At 66.3% G+C, this 13,629-nt stretch carries 13 protein-coding genes and 1 pseudogene; 5 read left to right on the forward strand and 9 right to left on the reverse strand.

The annotated features are described in order from the left end of the window. Nucleotides 1–183 (reverse strand): annotated as a pseudogene (locus VHB27_RS16465) (hypothetical protein); the annotation flags it as partial. Nucleotides 184–324: 141 nt separating this feature from the next. Between VHB27_RS16465 and VHB27_RS16470 the strand changes: the two are divergent. Both VHB27_RS16470 and VHB27_RS16475 read left to right on the forward strand, forming a co-directional pair. Continuing rightward, a complete protein-coding gene (locus VHB27_RS16470) occupies nt 325–531 on the forward strand; it encodes a DUF2007 domain-containing protein (RefSeq protein WP_325602408.1) in 207 nt (68 codons plus the stop codon). Further along, nucleotides 525–1,247 (forward strand): tRNA1(Val) (adenine(37)-N6)-methyltransferase, encoded by a 723-nt coding sequence (locus VHB27_RS16475; RefSeq protein ID WP_325602410.1) that lies wholly within the window; start codon nt 525–527, stop codon nt 1,245–1,247. Before VHB27_RS16470 ends, VHB27_RS16475 begins: the two co-directional genes overlap by 7 nt. 54 nt (nt 1,248–1,301) lie before the next feature. Here the strand turns inward: VHB27_RS16475 and VHB27_RS16480 are convergent, their stop codons facing one another. The 3 genes from VHB27_RS16480 to VHB27_RS16490 form a co-directional block, all read right to left on the reverse strand. Then, complete coding sequence (locus tag VHB27_RS16480) at nt 1,302–1,592, reverse strand: hypothetical protein (protein ID WP_325602413.1); 291 nt, start codon at nt 1,590–1,592, stop codon at nt 1,302–1,304. Nucleotides 1,593–1,953: 361 nt separating this feature from the next. After that, nucleotides 1,954–3,012, reverse strand: a complete 1,059-nt coding sequence (locus VHB27_RS16485; RefSeq protein WP_325602415.1) for a ribonucleotide-diphosphate reductase subunit beta — start codon at nt 3,010–3,012, stop codon at nt 1,954–1,956. 125 nt (nt 3,013–3,137) lie between these two features. After that, nucleotides 3,138–3,614 (reverse strand): amidase family protein, encoded by a 477-nt coding sequence (locus VHB27_RS16490; RefSeq protein ID WP_325602417.1) that lies wholly within the window; start codon nt 3,612–3,614, stop codon nt 3,138–3,140. Between the two features lie 177 nt (nt 3,615–3,791). Here VHB27_RS16490 and VHB27_RS16495 point away from each other — a divergent pair, with 177 nt between their 5' ends. Further along, nucleotides 3,792–5,414: a thiamine pyrophosphate-requiring protein gene (locus VHB27_RS16495; protein WP_325602419.1), complete on the forward strand. Its 1,623-nt coding sequence runs from the start codon at nt 3,792–3,794 to the stop codon at nt 5,412–5,414. Between the two features lie 144 nt (nt 5,415–5,558). On the opposite strand, the gene VHB27_RS16500 is transcribed toward VHB27_RS16495, so the two are convergent. Both VHB27_RS16500 and VHB27_RS16505 read right to left on the reverse strand, forming a co-directional pair. Then, on the reverse strand, nt 5,559–6,125 hold the full coding sequence (locus VHB27_RS16500) for a hypothetical protein (RefSeq protein ID WP_325602421.1): 567 nt from the start codon (nt 6,123–6,125) through the stop codon (nt 5,559–5,561). Between the two features lie 79 nt (nt 6,126–6,204). Next, a complete protein-coding gene (locus tag VHB27_RS16505) occupies nt 6,205–7,359 on the reverse strand; it encodes an epoxide hydrolase family protein (RefSeq protein ID WP_325602423.1) in 1,155 nt (384 codons plus the stop codon). 82 nt (nt 7,360–7,441) lie between these two features. Between VHB27_RS16505 and VHB27_RS16510 the strand changes: the two genes are divergently transcribed. Beyond that, nucleotides 7,442–8,791: an NtaA/DmoA family FMN-dependent monooxygenase gene (locus VHB27_RS16510; RefSeq protein ID WP_325602425.1), complete on the forward strand. Its 1,350-nt coding sequence runs from the start codon at nt 7,442–7,444 to the stop codon at nt 8,789–8,791. A 60-nt stretch (nt 8,792–8,851) separates the two neighbouring features. On the opposite strand, the gene VHB27_RS16515 is transcribed toward VHB27_RS16510, so the two are convergent. From VHB27_RS16515 to VHB27_RS16525, 3 genes are read right to left on the reverse strand one after another with little or no spacing between them, the layout of a single operon-like run. Beyond that, entirely contained in the window at nt 8,852–10,063 is a 1,212-nt protein-coding gene (locus VHB27_RS16515) for an ABC transporter substrate-binding protein (RefSeq protein ID WP_325602427.1), read from the reverse strand. A 51-nt stretch (nt 10,064–10,114) separates the two neighbouring features. After that, nucleotides 10,115–11,266 carry an AI-2E family transporter gene (locus VHB27_RS16520; protein ID WP_325602429.1) on the reverse strand — a complete coding sequence of 384 codons (1,152 nt, stop codon included), beginning with the start codon at nt 11,264–11,266 and terminating at the stop codon, nt 10,115–10,117. Beyond that, entirely contained in the window at nt 11,263–11,736 is a 474-nt protein-coding gene (locus tag VHB27_RS16525) for a hypothetical protein (RefSeq protein ID WP_325602432.1), read from the reverse strand. Before VHB27_RS16525 ends, VHB27_RS16520 begins: the two co-directional genes overlap by 4 nt. Nucleotides 11,737–11,950: 214 nt before the next feature. Here VHB27_RS16525 and VHB27_RS16530 point away from each other — a divergent pair, with 214 nt between their 5' ends. Next, the gene (locus tag VHB27_RS16530) at nt 11,951–13,600 is read left to right on the forward strand and encodes an amidase (protein WP_325602434.1); all 1,650 of its coding nucleotides are present in this window, start codon (nt 11,951–11,953) and stop codon (nt 13,598–13,600) included. Nucleotides 13,601–13,629 lie beyond the last annotated feature (29 nt).

Here is a 13,629-nt window from a genome sequence, read left to right on the forward strand (position 1 = left end):
CGCCGCCAGTTGCGGGATCAGCGCCACCGGGCTGTCCATGCGTGCGACGATGACTCTGTTGCACGCTTCGAGGTCGCCCCGCACCAGATCGACCAGCGCGGTCAGCGCATCCTCGACCTCCTGCGCCGCCGAGCCGTGCCCGGGCGCATCGCCGTGATCAAGAAGACTGGCGACCGCGGCCAAATGCCTCTCCCGCAACACTACCTGACGGCCTTCATATCGGTGGGCAGAACAGGGGGTCAAGCCAGCACCGGACGTGGTTGCAAGGCCTTGGCACGGGCACAGGCGGTTGCGCGGCCGTTTCGGTCGGTCCAGGATACCGGGATGCGGGTGGTGGCAACGTCGAACGATCCGGTGCGGCTGTCGTTTCTGAAGGCCCTGTTGGCGGATGCCGGCATCATGCCGATCGTGCTGGATGCCCATGCCAGTGCGATCGAGGGCAGCATCGGTGCGATCCAGCAGCGGCTGATGGTGGCCGAGGACGATTTCGGCCGCGCGACCCGCCTGCTGCGCGACTGCGGCGAGTGCTGACGACCGAGGGGACGTTGCTGGGTGGGCGGGTGCGCTATCGCCAGCCGGCCAGCGGCTTCCGCAGCGGGGTCGAGCCAGTGCTGCTCGCGGCCAGCGTCCCGGCCCGGTCCGGCGACACCGTGCTGGAGGTGGGCACCGGCGCCGGCGGGGCGATGCTGTGCCTGTCCGCCCGGATTCCGAATTGCAGCGTGACAGGCGTGGAAATCGATCCGGACCTGGCGGCCCTCGCCGCCGAGAACACAGCGGGAAACCGGTTCTTCAATGCGCGGGTGATTCGTAGCGATATCGTGAATGCAACGTTTTCGGGGCCGTTCGATCACGCCATGGCGAATCCGCCCTATCACCCCGCGGACACGCCTGCTTCCTCCGACCCCGCACGGTCGCTCGCCAAGCACGGGTCGGAGATGCTGGTCACGGGCTGGATCGGGCGCATGGCGGGGGCGCTGCGCCGGCGGGGTACGCTGACGCTGATCGTCGGCGCCGGCATGGCGCCGGCCTGCATCGCGGCGATGGCGGCGGCACGCTGCCGTTGTTCGGTGCTGTTCCCGCTATGGCCCAAGGCCGGGGCGCGGGCCAAGCTGGTGATCCTGCACGGGGTCAAGGACGGGCGTTCGGCCTTCGCGGTGCATGCGGGTCTGGTGCTGCACCAGCCGGACGGGCGCTACACGGAGGAGGCCGCGGCCATTCTGCGCGGCGGCGAGGCGCTCGCGCTCTGACGGCCCTCTGACTTGCGGGAAGCCAGGGGCCGCGGCGCCGAGGGCGCGATAGGATCAGAAATCGTCGGCGTTCGGATGCCGCAGGTGCCACAGCCGTTCATGGGCCGCGACAAGGCTTTCCATGTTGCGCCGCCGGGTTCCGTCCGGTGTCAACGGGCGTCGGGTCAGCATCATCTCCAGGATATGGAGAAGCTGTTCCGCGACTTCGAAATCCGCCTGATCGCATGCATGGTGAAAGGCGATCAGGATTTTGTCCGACAACCTTCGGCTATAGCGAGGTGCGGTACCTGTTCCGATGTCCCGCCCAGTGTCTTCCTCAGTTTGGCTCACGGCCGCCCCTATCATCTGCCACCCACCTATGCCGTCTCCTGATGCCCGAGGGCATCCTTCCAGGACCGTTAATTCTCGACCCCTCACTGAACCAACCTGTCCAGTGTGTAATGCTGATTTTGCACATTGAGACGAGGCCTCCGTGAAAAAAGCGTCAATTCTGTCGTATGAATCACAAAAAAAGCCGACCTAGCGAAAATAACGTGAATCGATCCCATGATCGCAACGCCGGTAACGTTATGGCCTCGCCGTTCATTCGGCGAAATATCATAAAGATATTAACTGCTCCCTTCTATGGACGTTGGGTTGTCCGCCGACCGCAATTTGAGACCCCGCGTTGCAAGAAGGTCTGCACTGCGCATCGCAGGTGGGTTTATCATGGGGAGCCGGACGGCAGCGCCGGCTGCATCGGCGGGGAAGCCAGCGCATCGGCCGACACCGGGTCGCCAAACGCGTCTTCCCAGGAACCGGACGTCGATGCCTTGCTGTATTCCGTCGCCCGGTTTTCGAAAAAATTGGCATGCTCGACGGCGTTCAGCATCTCGTCGAGCCACGGCAGCGGGTTTCGGGGCACATGAAACAATCCATTGAGCCCCAGCTCAGCCAGCCGGCGATCGGCGATGAAGCGTATGTATTCCTTCACCTGGACCGGCGTGAGGCCCTCAACCGGCCCCTGCTCGAACGCGAGATCGATGAACGCATCTTCATGTGAGACGATGGTCGCGCAGGTGAGGTAGATTTCCCGCCGCAGCTCCTCCGTCCACAGGGACGGGTTCTCCTGGATGAACGTGCGGAACAGGCGGATGATCGAGGCGCAATGCAGGCTCTCGTCGCGCACCGACCAGGTGACGATCTGGCCCATGCCCTTCATCTTCCCGAAACGGGGGAAGTTCAGCAGGATCGCGAAGGAGGCGAAGAGCTGCAGCCCCTCGGTGAAGGCGCCGAAGGCGGCCAGCGTCTTGGCGATCTCGAAGCGCGACGCCACGCTGAAGCCGTGCATGTAGTCGTACTTGTCCTTCATCTCCTTATATTTGAGGAAGGCCTGGTACTCGATCTCCGGCATGCCGATCGTGTCGAGCAGGTGGCTGTACGCGGCGATGTGCACCGTCTCGATGTTCGAGAACGCCGACAGCATCATCAGCACCTCGGTCGGTTTGAACACCTGCGCGTAGTGCTTCATGTAGCAGTTGTTCACCTCGACATCGGCCTGGGTGAAGAAGCGGAAGATCTGCGTCAGCAGGTTGCGTTCGCCGTCCGACAGGTTGCGGTGCCAGTCCTTGACGTCGTCGGCCAACGGCACTTCCTCGGGCAGCCAGTGGACGCGCTGCTGGGTCAGCCAGGCCTCGTACGCCCAAGGATAGCGGAACGGTTTATAGACCGGGTTTTCGGTCAGTAGGTCGAAACGGATCGGATGCTCGTCTTGGGTGTGGTCCATCCCATCCATGCGCGGTGTTCCCTGTCAGTCCAGTCCGAGACGGCGAATCGCCGCCAGTCTACTGATTGTGGGTTGATGACCGATGACACGCAAGAACTAGCTTCCTCCAACCCAGCCGACGGCGATCATCCAAGGTTCGGCGGCGCACCGAGCCCGCCGAACGCCTGCTCCAGCAGGCCAGCGAACGCGATCGTCGTCAGGTCCTGCAGATAGCCGCCGACGATCTGCACGCCGATCGGCAGTCCATCCCCCGAACGCGCGATCGGCGCAACGGTTGCCGGCAGGCCGCACAGCGTGGCCGGCGCGGACCAGGCGATCTGGTTCTCATACGGAACCGTCTTGCCGTCTATGGCGAGCGTGCGGGAGGTCCAGGGCGAATGGTCGTGGGGAAACGCAACGGTCGGCATCGGCGGGCAGAGCAGGAGATCGATGTCCCGGAACAGCGCCTGCCAGCGCACCCGCAACCGGCCCCGCAACCGGCTGGTTTCGATCCAGGCGGGGTGGCTCATGACCAGGCCGCGCAGACGGGCGGCGGGCAGGCTGCGATCCTCGGTCGCCAGGGCATCCGCGGCCGTCCGCGCCAGAAGGCGTTGCCGCGACAACGGGTTTGTTGCGCGGGTCCAGGGCCTCGATCCGAACAATGGCGGCGCCGAGCAGTTCGCCGGATGAGAGGCGGCGGTCGGCGAGGTCGTTGACAAGGCCGGCGGCGGCAGGTGCATTTGCCATCCCGCCTGCCCTGCCCTAGCGTTTCCGGCGGAACGCGACACAGGAGGGAACATATGAAAGTCGGACAAGCCGTCGCCGAGATCATGAAGCGCGAGGGGATCGAGATCCTCTGCGGCTACCCGGTCAACCACCTGCTGGAATTCGCCGCGGCGGCGGACATCCGTCCGATCATCGTGCGCCAGGAACGCATCGGCCTGCACATGGCGGACGCGATCAGCCGCGTCACCTCCGGCCGCAAGGTGGGCGCGTTCTGCATGCAGCACGGGCCGGGGACCGAGAACGCCTATGGCGGCGTCGCGCAGGCCTATGCCGAGTCCGTGCCGCTGCTGGTCATCCCGCAGGGCTATCCGCGCCGGCTGGCCGGCATCGATCCCAACTACAGCGCGGTGCGGGAGATGCGCAGCATCGCCAAGCGCGCCGAATACGTGATGCTGCCGAACGAGATCAGCAACATCATGCGTCGCGCGATCAGCGCGATCCGCAACGGGCGCAGCGGCCCGGCGATCGTGGAGATCCCGACCGATATCTGGAACGAGGAGATCGGCGACCTGGACTACACCCCGGTCGGCGTCCACAAGACCGCGCCCGACCCCGCCGACGTCAGCAAGGCGGCCGAGGCGATCCTGGCGGCGAAGCGCCCGGTGATCTACGCCGGCACCGGGGTCCACTGGTCGGAAGCCTGGGCGGAACTGAAGCAGTTCGCCGAACTGCTGGGCGCGCCGGTGACGACCAGCCTGGGCGGCAAGTCCTCCTTCCCCGAGAACCATCCGCTGTCGCTGGGATCGGGCGGCAACGCGGTGCCGAAGCCCGTCCACCATTTCGTGCAGAACGCCGACCTGATCATCGGCATCGGCTGCTCCTTCACCGAGACCAATTTCGGCATCAAGTTCCCGAAGAAGAAGTTCGTCCATGCGACGCTGGACCCCGATCACCTGAACAAGGACGTGGTCAGCACCGTCGGGCTGGTGGGCGATGCCAAGCTGACGCTGCAGGCGCTGATCGGCGCGCTGAAGCAGACGATCAAGTCGAACCGCGACGCGTCTTCCGTGGTGGCGGAGATCACCAAGGTCCGCGAGGAGTGGATGGAGCAGTGGCGGCCGCTGCTGAACTCCAACGACGCGCCGCTGTCACCGTATCGCGTCATCTATGAACTGATGCACACGGTGGACATCAAGAACACGATCATCACCCATGACGCGGGCAGCCCGCGCGACCAGATCTCGCCGTTCTGGGTGTCGACCGAACCGCTGTCCTATATCGGCTGGGGCAAGACGACCCAGCTTGGCATGGGGCTGGGGCTGGCGATGGGGGCGAAGCTGGCGAAGCCGGACAAGCTGTGCATCAACCTGTGGGGCGACGCGGCGATCGGCTTCACCGGCATGGACTTCGAGACGGCGGTGCGCGAGCGCATCCCCATCCTGTCGATCCTGCTGAACAATTTCTCCATGGCGATCGAGTTGAAGGTCATGCCGATCTCGACGGAGAAATACCGGTCGACCGACATCTCCGGCAACTACGCCGACATGGCGAAGGCGTTCGGCGGGTATGGCGAACGGGTGACGCAGCCCGGGGACATCAAGGCCGCGATCCAGCGGGGGATCGAGCAGACGAAGCAGGGCAAGCCGGCGCTGCTGGAGTTCATCACCGCGAAGGAGACGCGGGTCTCGAAGTTCTGACCGAGAGGATTCGTGTCATGGCCGGCCTTGCGCCGGTCATGATACGACTTTGGCCCCTTCACCGGATGTCGCGTGGCACAAGCGCGATGACGCCGGCGAGGGGTCGAACCTGACGCCAGCCGGGACTGTCCGATCGGCCGCCCTTCATGGAATCGTAATCAACGTATCCTGATAGGGCTTTGCCTCCATGGCGATTTCGCCATCCGAGGCGGTCAGGACCGATTTCACCCAAAGCCCGTTCACCGGATCCAACCATTGCGTGTAACGGCCATGGAACGGATGGCGTGAGCTTGGGAAACGCTGCCGCTCGTGATCAAAGACCATCGCGTGGACGGCCCTGCCCGCGATCGTCACATCCTCCCGGCGCAGGAACGTCCAGTTCTCGGTTGACCCTTCCTCGAACGTGAAACTGACATGCGTCTGCCTGCCGGAGATGAGGTCGAGCATGCCCTGTCGCAGATTGGGCGTTTTTGAGTAGATCGGTCCATACCAATTGAACAATCGGCCGAATGGCTTATCGAACGAATTGGTGCCGACGCAGACAAAGGGATCGCCTGGCGACGTGCCGGTATACTTTGACGTGTAGCTGCCTCGCTGCTCTACCGTCCCCGGCTTCGGGCAACTGAACGCCGCGGTCTGGGCCATGGCGCCCGTTGATCCAAGCAACAAGCCCGCAACGAAGCCGATCGGAAGCCGGAATGTAAACTTCATGACGTTTCCCCTGGTCCGGATCGGTTCTGTATCCGATCCGAATTGCCGTACGTCAATATCATTCTGGTCCCGGATCGGCCTAACCGTTGCGTAACGGTCTAAAAAACGCTTGGATTTCGCGTGCCAGCGCCTCGGGCTGTTCCATCGCGGCGAAGTGCCCGCCTTTCGGCATGGGCGTCCAGCGCCGGATGTTCTTGTACGTTGCTTCCGCCAGCGAACGCGGCGGGCGGATGATCTCCTTGGGAAAGGCGCAGTAGCCGGTGGGCACGTGGATCTGCCCCTCGGTGGGGATCGGCCAGCCCGCGTGCAGCCGCGCGTAATAGGGCCAGAACGACGAACCGATCGCGCCGGTGAACCAATAAAGCGAGATGTCGGCCAGCATATGGTCCCGGCTGACCGCGGACTCGATCGTGCCGTCATTGTCGGTCCAGGTGCGGAACTTCTCGGCGATCCACGCGGCCAGGCCGGCGGGGGAATCCGTCAGGCCGTAGGCCAGGGTCTGCGGCTTGGTGCCCTGGATCGCCTGATACGCCGTCTCTTCCCGCGTCCACGCCGCGAGTTCCTCGAAATAGCGGGCCTCCTCCTCGGTCGGGTTGGGCGGCGGCGGCAGGTCGCGCCGGATCGTGATCATGTTGATATGGATGCCGATCAGGTTCCGCGGATGCGCGTAGCCCAGGCGCGAGGCGGTGAAGGCGCCATAGTCCCCGCCCTGCGCGCCGTAGCGCTCATAGCCCAGGACATCGACCATCAGCGATGCGAAGCAGGCGGCGATGTCCTCGATGCTGAAACGTTTCTGTCCGGGCGTGAAGGACAGCCCATAACCGGGCAGCGACGGCGCGATGACGGTGAAGGCATCGGACGGGTCGCCGCCAAACCGAGCGGGGTCGGTCAGGCGGGGAAGGATGTCGATGAACTCGAAGATCGATCCGGGCCAGCCATGCATCAGCAGCAGCGGCATCGGTGACGGGCCTTTGCCTTCGGCCCTGATGTAATGCAGGTCGACATCCGGCATCCGCACCTTGAACTGCGGCCAGGCGTTCAACGCCGCCTCCTGCGCGCGCCAGTCGAAGCGGTCGCGCCAGTCGTCCACCAGGGCCTTCATGTATCCAAGGTCGGCGCCATAGGTCCAAGGCGCGTCCGGGGCCTGGTCGGGGAACCGTGTGCGTCCCAGGCGCGCCCGCAGATCGGCGATCGCGTCGTCCGGAACGGACAGGGTGAAGGGTGTCGGCGTCATCCTGGCATGCCTCCGCTCTTGTCATGGCCGCCGGCACGCGGCTTGCTTTGCCGGCAGACGAGCAAAGCGAGGGAAGCGGACCATGGCCACGAAACCGCGCATGCATCTGGCGCTCGACTTTTCCTGGACGCAAGTGGAAACCGACTGGCGCCAGCCGACCTCCTGGGTCAATCGTTTCTATCCCGATATCGGTTTGTTCGAGGACGTCGCCCGCATCTGCGAGCGTGGCCTGTTCGACCTGATCTTCTTCGGCGACAGCACCGGCATCCCCAACACGTGGGAGGGCCGGATCGACGCCGCCGTGCGCCGCGGCGTCGCCTGGCCGCGCATGGACATGAGCCCCTGGATCACCGCGATGTCGCGGGTGACGAGCCATGTCGGCTTCGGCCTCACCTACGCCTCCACCTTCATGCATCCCTACTACACCGCTCGGCTTTTGAACGCGCTCGATCACGTCACCAACGGACGCATCGCGTTCAACGTCATCACCTCCCAGCGCAAGGCCGATTTCCAGAATTACGGATACGACGAGCTGGTCGAGCATGGCGAACGCTACGATCGGATGGAGGAGTTCGTCGACGTCTGCAAGAAGCTGTGGGCCAGCGTCGATCCGGACGCCTTCGTCTGGGACCCGGTGAGCGGGATCGTCGCCGATCCGGCGAAGGTGCGGCCGATCAACCATGTCGGCCGGTTCTTCAAGGTGAAAGGACCGCTGAGCGTCCCGCCTTCCCCGCAAGGCCGCCCGGTGCTGGTCCAGGCGGGCGGCTCGCCGCGCGGCGTCCGCGCCTCGGCCAGGTTCGTGGACCATGTGTTCGGCGCCGGCAAAGGGCTGGCGCTGATGGCCGAACAGCGGGTCAAGCTGGATGAGGCGCTGCGGGCGGAAGGGCGCGACCCGCAACAGGTCGGCATTCTTTGGGCCACCAAGGTGATCGTGGCGGAAACCGAGGCCGAGGCGCTGCGCCTGAAGGAACGGCTGATCGCGGACGTGCCGATGGAGGCGGTCGGCGCCTGGCTGTCGCACAACACCGGCTTCGACATGTCGACGCTGCCGCCCCGTTTTTCGTTGCGGGCGTTGAACCAAAGGATCGTGGCGGCGAACGCGTCGCCGGTCGGCTTCGTCGGACTGCTGGCGGAACAATACGGCGAGGACATGGAAATCTCCCGCGACGAGTTCTTCCGCCACGGACTGCACGCAGCGACCGGTTACGCGTCCACCAAGGCCGGCACGCCGGTGCAGATCGCCGACTACCTGGAGGAGATGTTCGAAGCCACCGGCTCCCGCGGCGGGTTCATGCTGGGACACTCCCAGGCCGGACACCGGGCCGTGCTGCAGAACATCACCACGATGCTGGTGCCGGCGCTGCAACGGCGGGGACGGATGCGGACGGCGTACGAGGGACGGACGCTGCGGGAGAACCTGGCGGCGTCGTGATCGACGGGGCGCGGTGGGGGATCAGGATCGATCGCTTGACCCCGCCTGCCCTGTCAGCCCTCACGTCTTCCCCACCAGCGGGCACCCGACCTCGTTCACCGGCTGGAACGCCACGTCCCCCGGAACGGTCTGCAGCACCTGCTCGTAGTCCCACGGCCCTTTCGACTCCGCCGGCGTCTTGATCCGCACCAGGTACATGTCGTGCAGCATCCGCCCGTCCGCGCGGATCGTTCCGTGCGCGGCGAACATGTCGTGTATCGGCATCGCCTTCATCTTCGCCACCACCGCCAGGCTATCCGTCGTCCCGGCCGCGGCGACGGCGCGCAGATAGTGCAGCGTGGCGGAGTAGGTCGCGGCCTGCGACATCGTCGGCATCCTTTGCCGCCGCGCGAAGAACCGTTTCGACCAGGCCCGCGATTCTTCGGTCCGGTTCCAACTGAACGCCGTCATCAGGGTAATGCCCTGCGCGACCTGAAGCCCCAGGCTGTGCACGTCGGCGATGTTGCACAGCAGCGGCACCATGGTCTGGCCACCCTGCACGATGCCGAACTCGTTCGCCTGCTTCACCGCGTTCGTCATGTCGCCGCCGCCGTTCGCCAGCGCGATGACCTTGGCCCCCGACGCTTTCGCCGCGATCAGGAACGAGCTGAAATCGCCGGCATCGATCGGGTGCTTGACCGAACCCAGCACCTTGCCGCCCGCCTGACGCACCGCCTGGGACGCACTCGTTTCAAGTGCCACGCCGAACGCGAAATCGACGCTGATGAAGAACCAGGTGTCCAAGCCCCGAGCGACCAGGGTGCGCGCGACGCCGTGGGTCAGGGCGTAGCTGTCGTAGTTCCACGACATCGCCGTCGGCGCGCAGTTCTTTCCGGTGAAATCATTCGTGCTGACCGCGATCGCGATGACGACGCCGTTGCGGTCCCGCGCGTCCCGCTCCACCGCCAGGGCGACGGCCGAGTTGTCCAGGCCGACGATCAGCCCCACCCCGTCCCGGTCGTACCACTGGCGCGCGATCGCCGACCCGATATCCGCCTTGTTCTGGTTGTCGGCGGACAGGATCTCGATCGGCCGGCCCAGCACTTTCCCGCCCACGTCCTCGGCGGCGAGCTGGGCGGCGACGACCGATCCGGGACCGATGCTGTCCGAATAGACGCCTGTCATGTCCGTCAGCACGCCGACCTTGACCGGCGCCTCGGCACCCGCCTGGCGGGCTGCCGCCACGAACGCCAGCGATCCCGCCAGGACGCTGCGTCGATACAGATGCTGCACGATTGTTTCTCCCCCTGCTTGTCACGGATGGTAAACCGTGACGAACGGGGTTCAAGGCCCTTTCGGCGCGGACGCCCCGGGCATGGACACGTCGGGGGTCGACAGGTCGGGCGTGGATACGTCGGGCGTGGACACGTCGGGCGTGGATACGTCGGGCGGCGCGCACCATTCGCGCCAGAGCAGGATCAGCGCCGCCATGATCGCCGGGCCCAGGAACAGGCCCATCAGCCCCCAGGTCTCGACGCCGCCCAGGATGCCCAGCAGCACCCACAGGAACGGCAGGCGCGTGGTGCCGCCGATCAGGACGGGGCGGATGAAATGGTCGGCGACGAACGACACGACCGCGCCCAGCGCGACGATCACGCCGGCGGACACCACGCTGCCCTTGACGGCCAGCAGCACGGCGGCGAGGCCGAACGCGACCGCGACGCCGAACGGCACCATCGCCGCCACCGCCGTCAACAGCCCGAACAGCGCCGGATGCGGCACGTCTGCGAGCACATACGCCGCGCCCAGGATCAGGCCCTCGCCCAGGCCCACCAGAACCAGCCCGTCGACGGTGCCGTGGACCGAGGCGATGATCTGCCGCCCCACCCGTTCCCCCGTCGGGCCGAACGCCCGCACGCTCGCACGCCGCAACTGCGCCACCAGCCGCTCCCCGTCGCGCAGCAGGAAGAACAGGGTCAGCAGCATGAAGCCGAACAGCACGACGCGATGGGCAACGTCGGCGCCGAGTTCACGCCCGTTGGCCACCAGATCGGATGTCCGGGCGCGGCGCAGCAGGGCGGAAGCAGCTTCGGGACTGCCCAGGTTGTCGTTCCACCACGTCGTCACGACGCGTGAACCGGCCGGCAGGCGGGACAGGAACTCCGGCGCCGGGATGCCTTGGGTCCGCGCCTGGTCGATGGCGGCGTAGATGCTGTGGATTTCGCGGATGACTTCCCAGGCGACGGCGATCAGGGGCACCGCGAAGATCAGGCCGATGATCAGGGTGAAGACGCCCGGCAGCACGATGTTGTGCTGCCCCGGCGGCCAGCGGCGGACGGCCCGCTGGTACAGCGGCCAGACGGCGATCCCAAGGATCGCAGCCCAGAGCAGCGCCGGGATATAGCGGTGCAGCGTCCAGAAACCCGCCGCCAGCAGAAGCAGCCCCAGGGCGATGCGCGCGACCCACTGCGCGCGGCTGGCGGGCTCCTGGGTCAAGGCGCCCCGCCTGACGTCCCGTTGGGCGCCCCGCCTGACGTCCCGTTGGGCGGAAACGGCGGCGGCCGGCGCGGCACCGCCGTCAGCCGCTGTGTCATCGTCGCCGCCCCCACCAGCACCAGCGCGAGCGCAACGATCCAGTGGCTGATCGGCGCGGGATCGGAATAAGGCCGCCAGACCAGCAGCAGCAGGACGATCGTCATCACGATCAATCCGCCGATCCCGCCCCGCCCCCGCTGCGCCGAAAGGAACGCCAGGATCCCGAAGACCACGTAGAAGGCGATCGCCAGCGCCCTGGCCACGTTATAGGCCTGCGCACCCAGGATGAACGCGAGATGGCGGAACGCCGCGTCGAGCGCATCGAAGAAGCGCGCGCAGGCGTTCAGGAACTGGTCCGGGCCGATCACGTAGAGCAGGACCGCCAGCACGGCCCCGCCCACCCAGATCATCGTGATAGTCTCTCGCCGCACCGAAGCCCCTTCCCTGATGATGGTCGTCCATCCCTATTTATGCGCCGAGCGGTCCGGTTCCCATCGCGAACGGCGGATTGTGACCTTGCGCCACCGGCGGGAATGGCGAAACTCCACGTCCGCGGATGCCCACCCCGGCGGCCGCCCATAAAGCCCCTTTTGCGGCATGACAGGAGACGTCTGCGCGGTCCGACTAGCCAGGAAAGGCCATGCCATGAGCGATTCGTCCATCCCCAGCAGCAGCGACCTCCATTTCATCACCATCACCGAGGCCTCCCGGCTGATCCAGGAGCGCAAGCTCTCCCCCGTCGAGCTGACCAAGGCCTATCTCAGCCGCATCGAGGCGGTGGACGCCCAGCTCCATGCCTATATCACCGTCACCGCCGACCACGCGCTCCAGCAGGCGCGGGCCGCGGAGGCGGAGATCGCCACCGGCAACTGGCGCGGGCCGCTGCACGGCATTCCGGTGGCGCTGAAGGACATCTATTGCACCGCCGGCATCCGCACGACCTGCCATTCGAAGACGCGTGCCGATTACGTGCCCGATTTCGATGCGACGACGGTATCAAAGCTTTACGAGCACGGGGCGGTACTGCTGGGGAAGCTCGCGACGCATGAGTTCGCCCATGGCGGCCCGTCCTTCGACCTGCCCTGGCCGGCGGCGCGCAACCCCTGGAAGCTGGAGCACGTGACCGGCGGGTCCTCCAGCGGGTCGGGTGCGGCGATCGCCGCAGGGCTGGCGGCCGGATCGCTGGGATCGGACACCGGCGGGTCGATCCGCAATCCGGCGGCGCTGTGCGGGCTGGTGGGGCTGAAGCCGACCTATGGCCTGGTCAGCCGGTCGGGCGTCTATACCAACAGCTTCAGCTACGACCACGCCGGCCCGATCACCTGGACGGTGGAGGACTGCGCGATGATGCTGCAGGCCATCGCCGGCCACGACCCCAAGGACCCGGCCAGCGCCCCCTATCCGGTCGAGGATTTCGGCGCGGAGCTGTTCGCCGGCATCAAGGGCATGCGTATCGGCGTCCTGCGCCATTTGTACGAGGAAGACATCAAGGTCGCCGATTCCCTGAAAACCGCGCTGGAAGCCGCATACGGCGTCCTTCGCGGCCTCGGCGCCGAACTGGAGGACGCTCGGATCCGTTCGGCGCACGATTATCATGCGGTGAAGATCACCCAGGCGGAATCGGAGCTGTTCAGCGTGCACGAACCGGTGCTGCGGCAGCGGGCGAACGATTTCGGCGCGGACTTCCTGGGCCGCGCGCTGGGCGCGCTGCTGATCGGCGGGGCGGATTACATGCAGGCGTCGCGCCAGCGGCGGCGGATGATCGCCGAGATGGCACCGCTCTACGAGACGTACGACGTGCTGGTCACCGCCGGCCCCGGTCCGGCGGGACGGCTGGACGCCTGGCGGACGCTGAACTTCTGGACCGGGACCAACATCACTGCCCCGTTCAACTGCACCGGCGGTCCGGCGCTGGTGCAGTGCATCGGCTTCACCGACGACGGGCTGCCGCTGTCGATGCAGATCGTCGGCCGCCCGTTCGCCGACCCGGTCGTGCTGCGCGTCGCCCAGGCCTATGAAGCGGCGACGAACTGGAAGACCCGCCGTCCCGTGATCCAGCCCGGCGCGGCCCCCTTGGCGCAGCCGCCCGTCCCGGCCCCCGCCAAGGCCGACATCCCGCAAGCCCGCCGCGATGAGATCGCCGCGATCTGCAAGCGCGCCGGCCTGACGCTGGCCGAGGGTCATTTCGAGCAGCTCTGCGCCTCCGCGCCGCATGTCGAGGCCATGGTCGCGCACCTGCACCGCGACTGGGCCTTCCGCGACGAGCCGTCGAGCGTGTTCTTTCCCGGCGCGTAACCAGTGTAACCCCGCCGCGGAACCGGCGA

It is taken from the genome of Rhodopila sp., from assembly GCF_035548235.1.
Taxonomy (GTDB): Bacteria; Pseudomonadota; Alphaproteobacteria; order Acetobacterales; family Acetobacteraceae; genus Rhodopila.

Coding starts and splice junctions, on each gene's coding strand:
- VHB27_RS16470 (WP_325602408.1), top strand. CDS start 325: ATGCGGGTGGTGGCAACGTCGAACGATCCGGTGCGGCTGTCGTTTCTG.
- VHB27_RS16480 (WP_325602413.1), bottom strand. CDS start 1,592: ATGATAGGGGCGGCCGTGAGCCAAACTGAGGAAGACACTGGGCGGGAC.
- VHB27_RS16485 (WP_325602415.1), bottom strand. CDS start 3,012: ATGGACCACACCCAAGACGAGCATCCGATCCGTTTCGACCTACTGACC.
- VHB27_RS16495 (WP_325602419.1), top strand. CDS start 3,792: ATGAAAGTCGGACAAGCCGTCGCCGAGATCATGAAGCGCGAGGGGATC.
- VHB27_RS16500 (WP_325602421.1), bottom strand. CDS start 6,125: ATGAAGTTTACATTCCGGCTTCCGATCGGCTTCGTTGCGGGCTTGTTG.
- VHB27_RS16505 (WP_325602423.1), bottom strand. CDS start 7,359: ATGACGCCGACACCCTTCACCCTGTCCGTTCCGGACGACGCGATCGCC.
- VHB27_RS16510 (WP_325602425.1), top strand. CDS start 7,442: ATGGCCACGAAACCGCGCATGCATCTGGCGCTCGACTTTTCCTGGACG.
- VHB27_RS16530 (WP_325602434.1), top strand. CDS start 11,951: ATGAGCGATTCGTCCATCCCCAGCAGCAGCGACCTCCATTTCATCACC.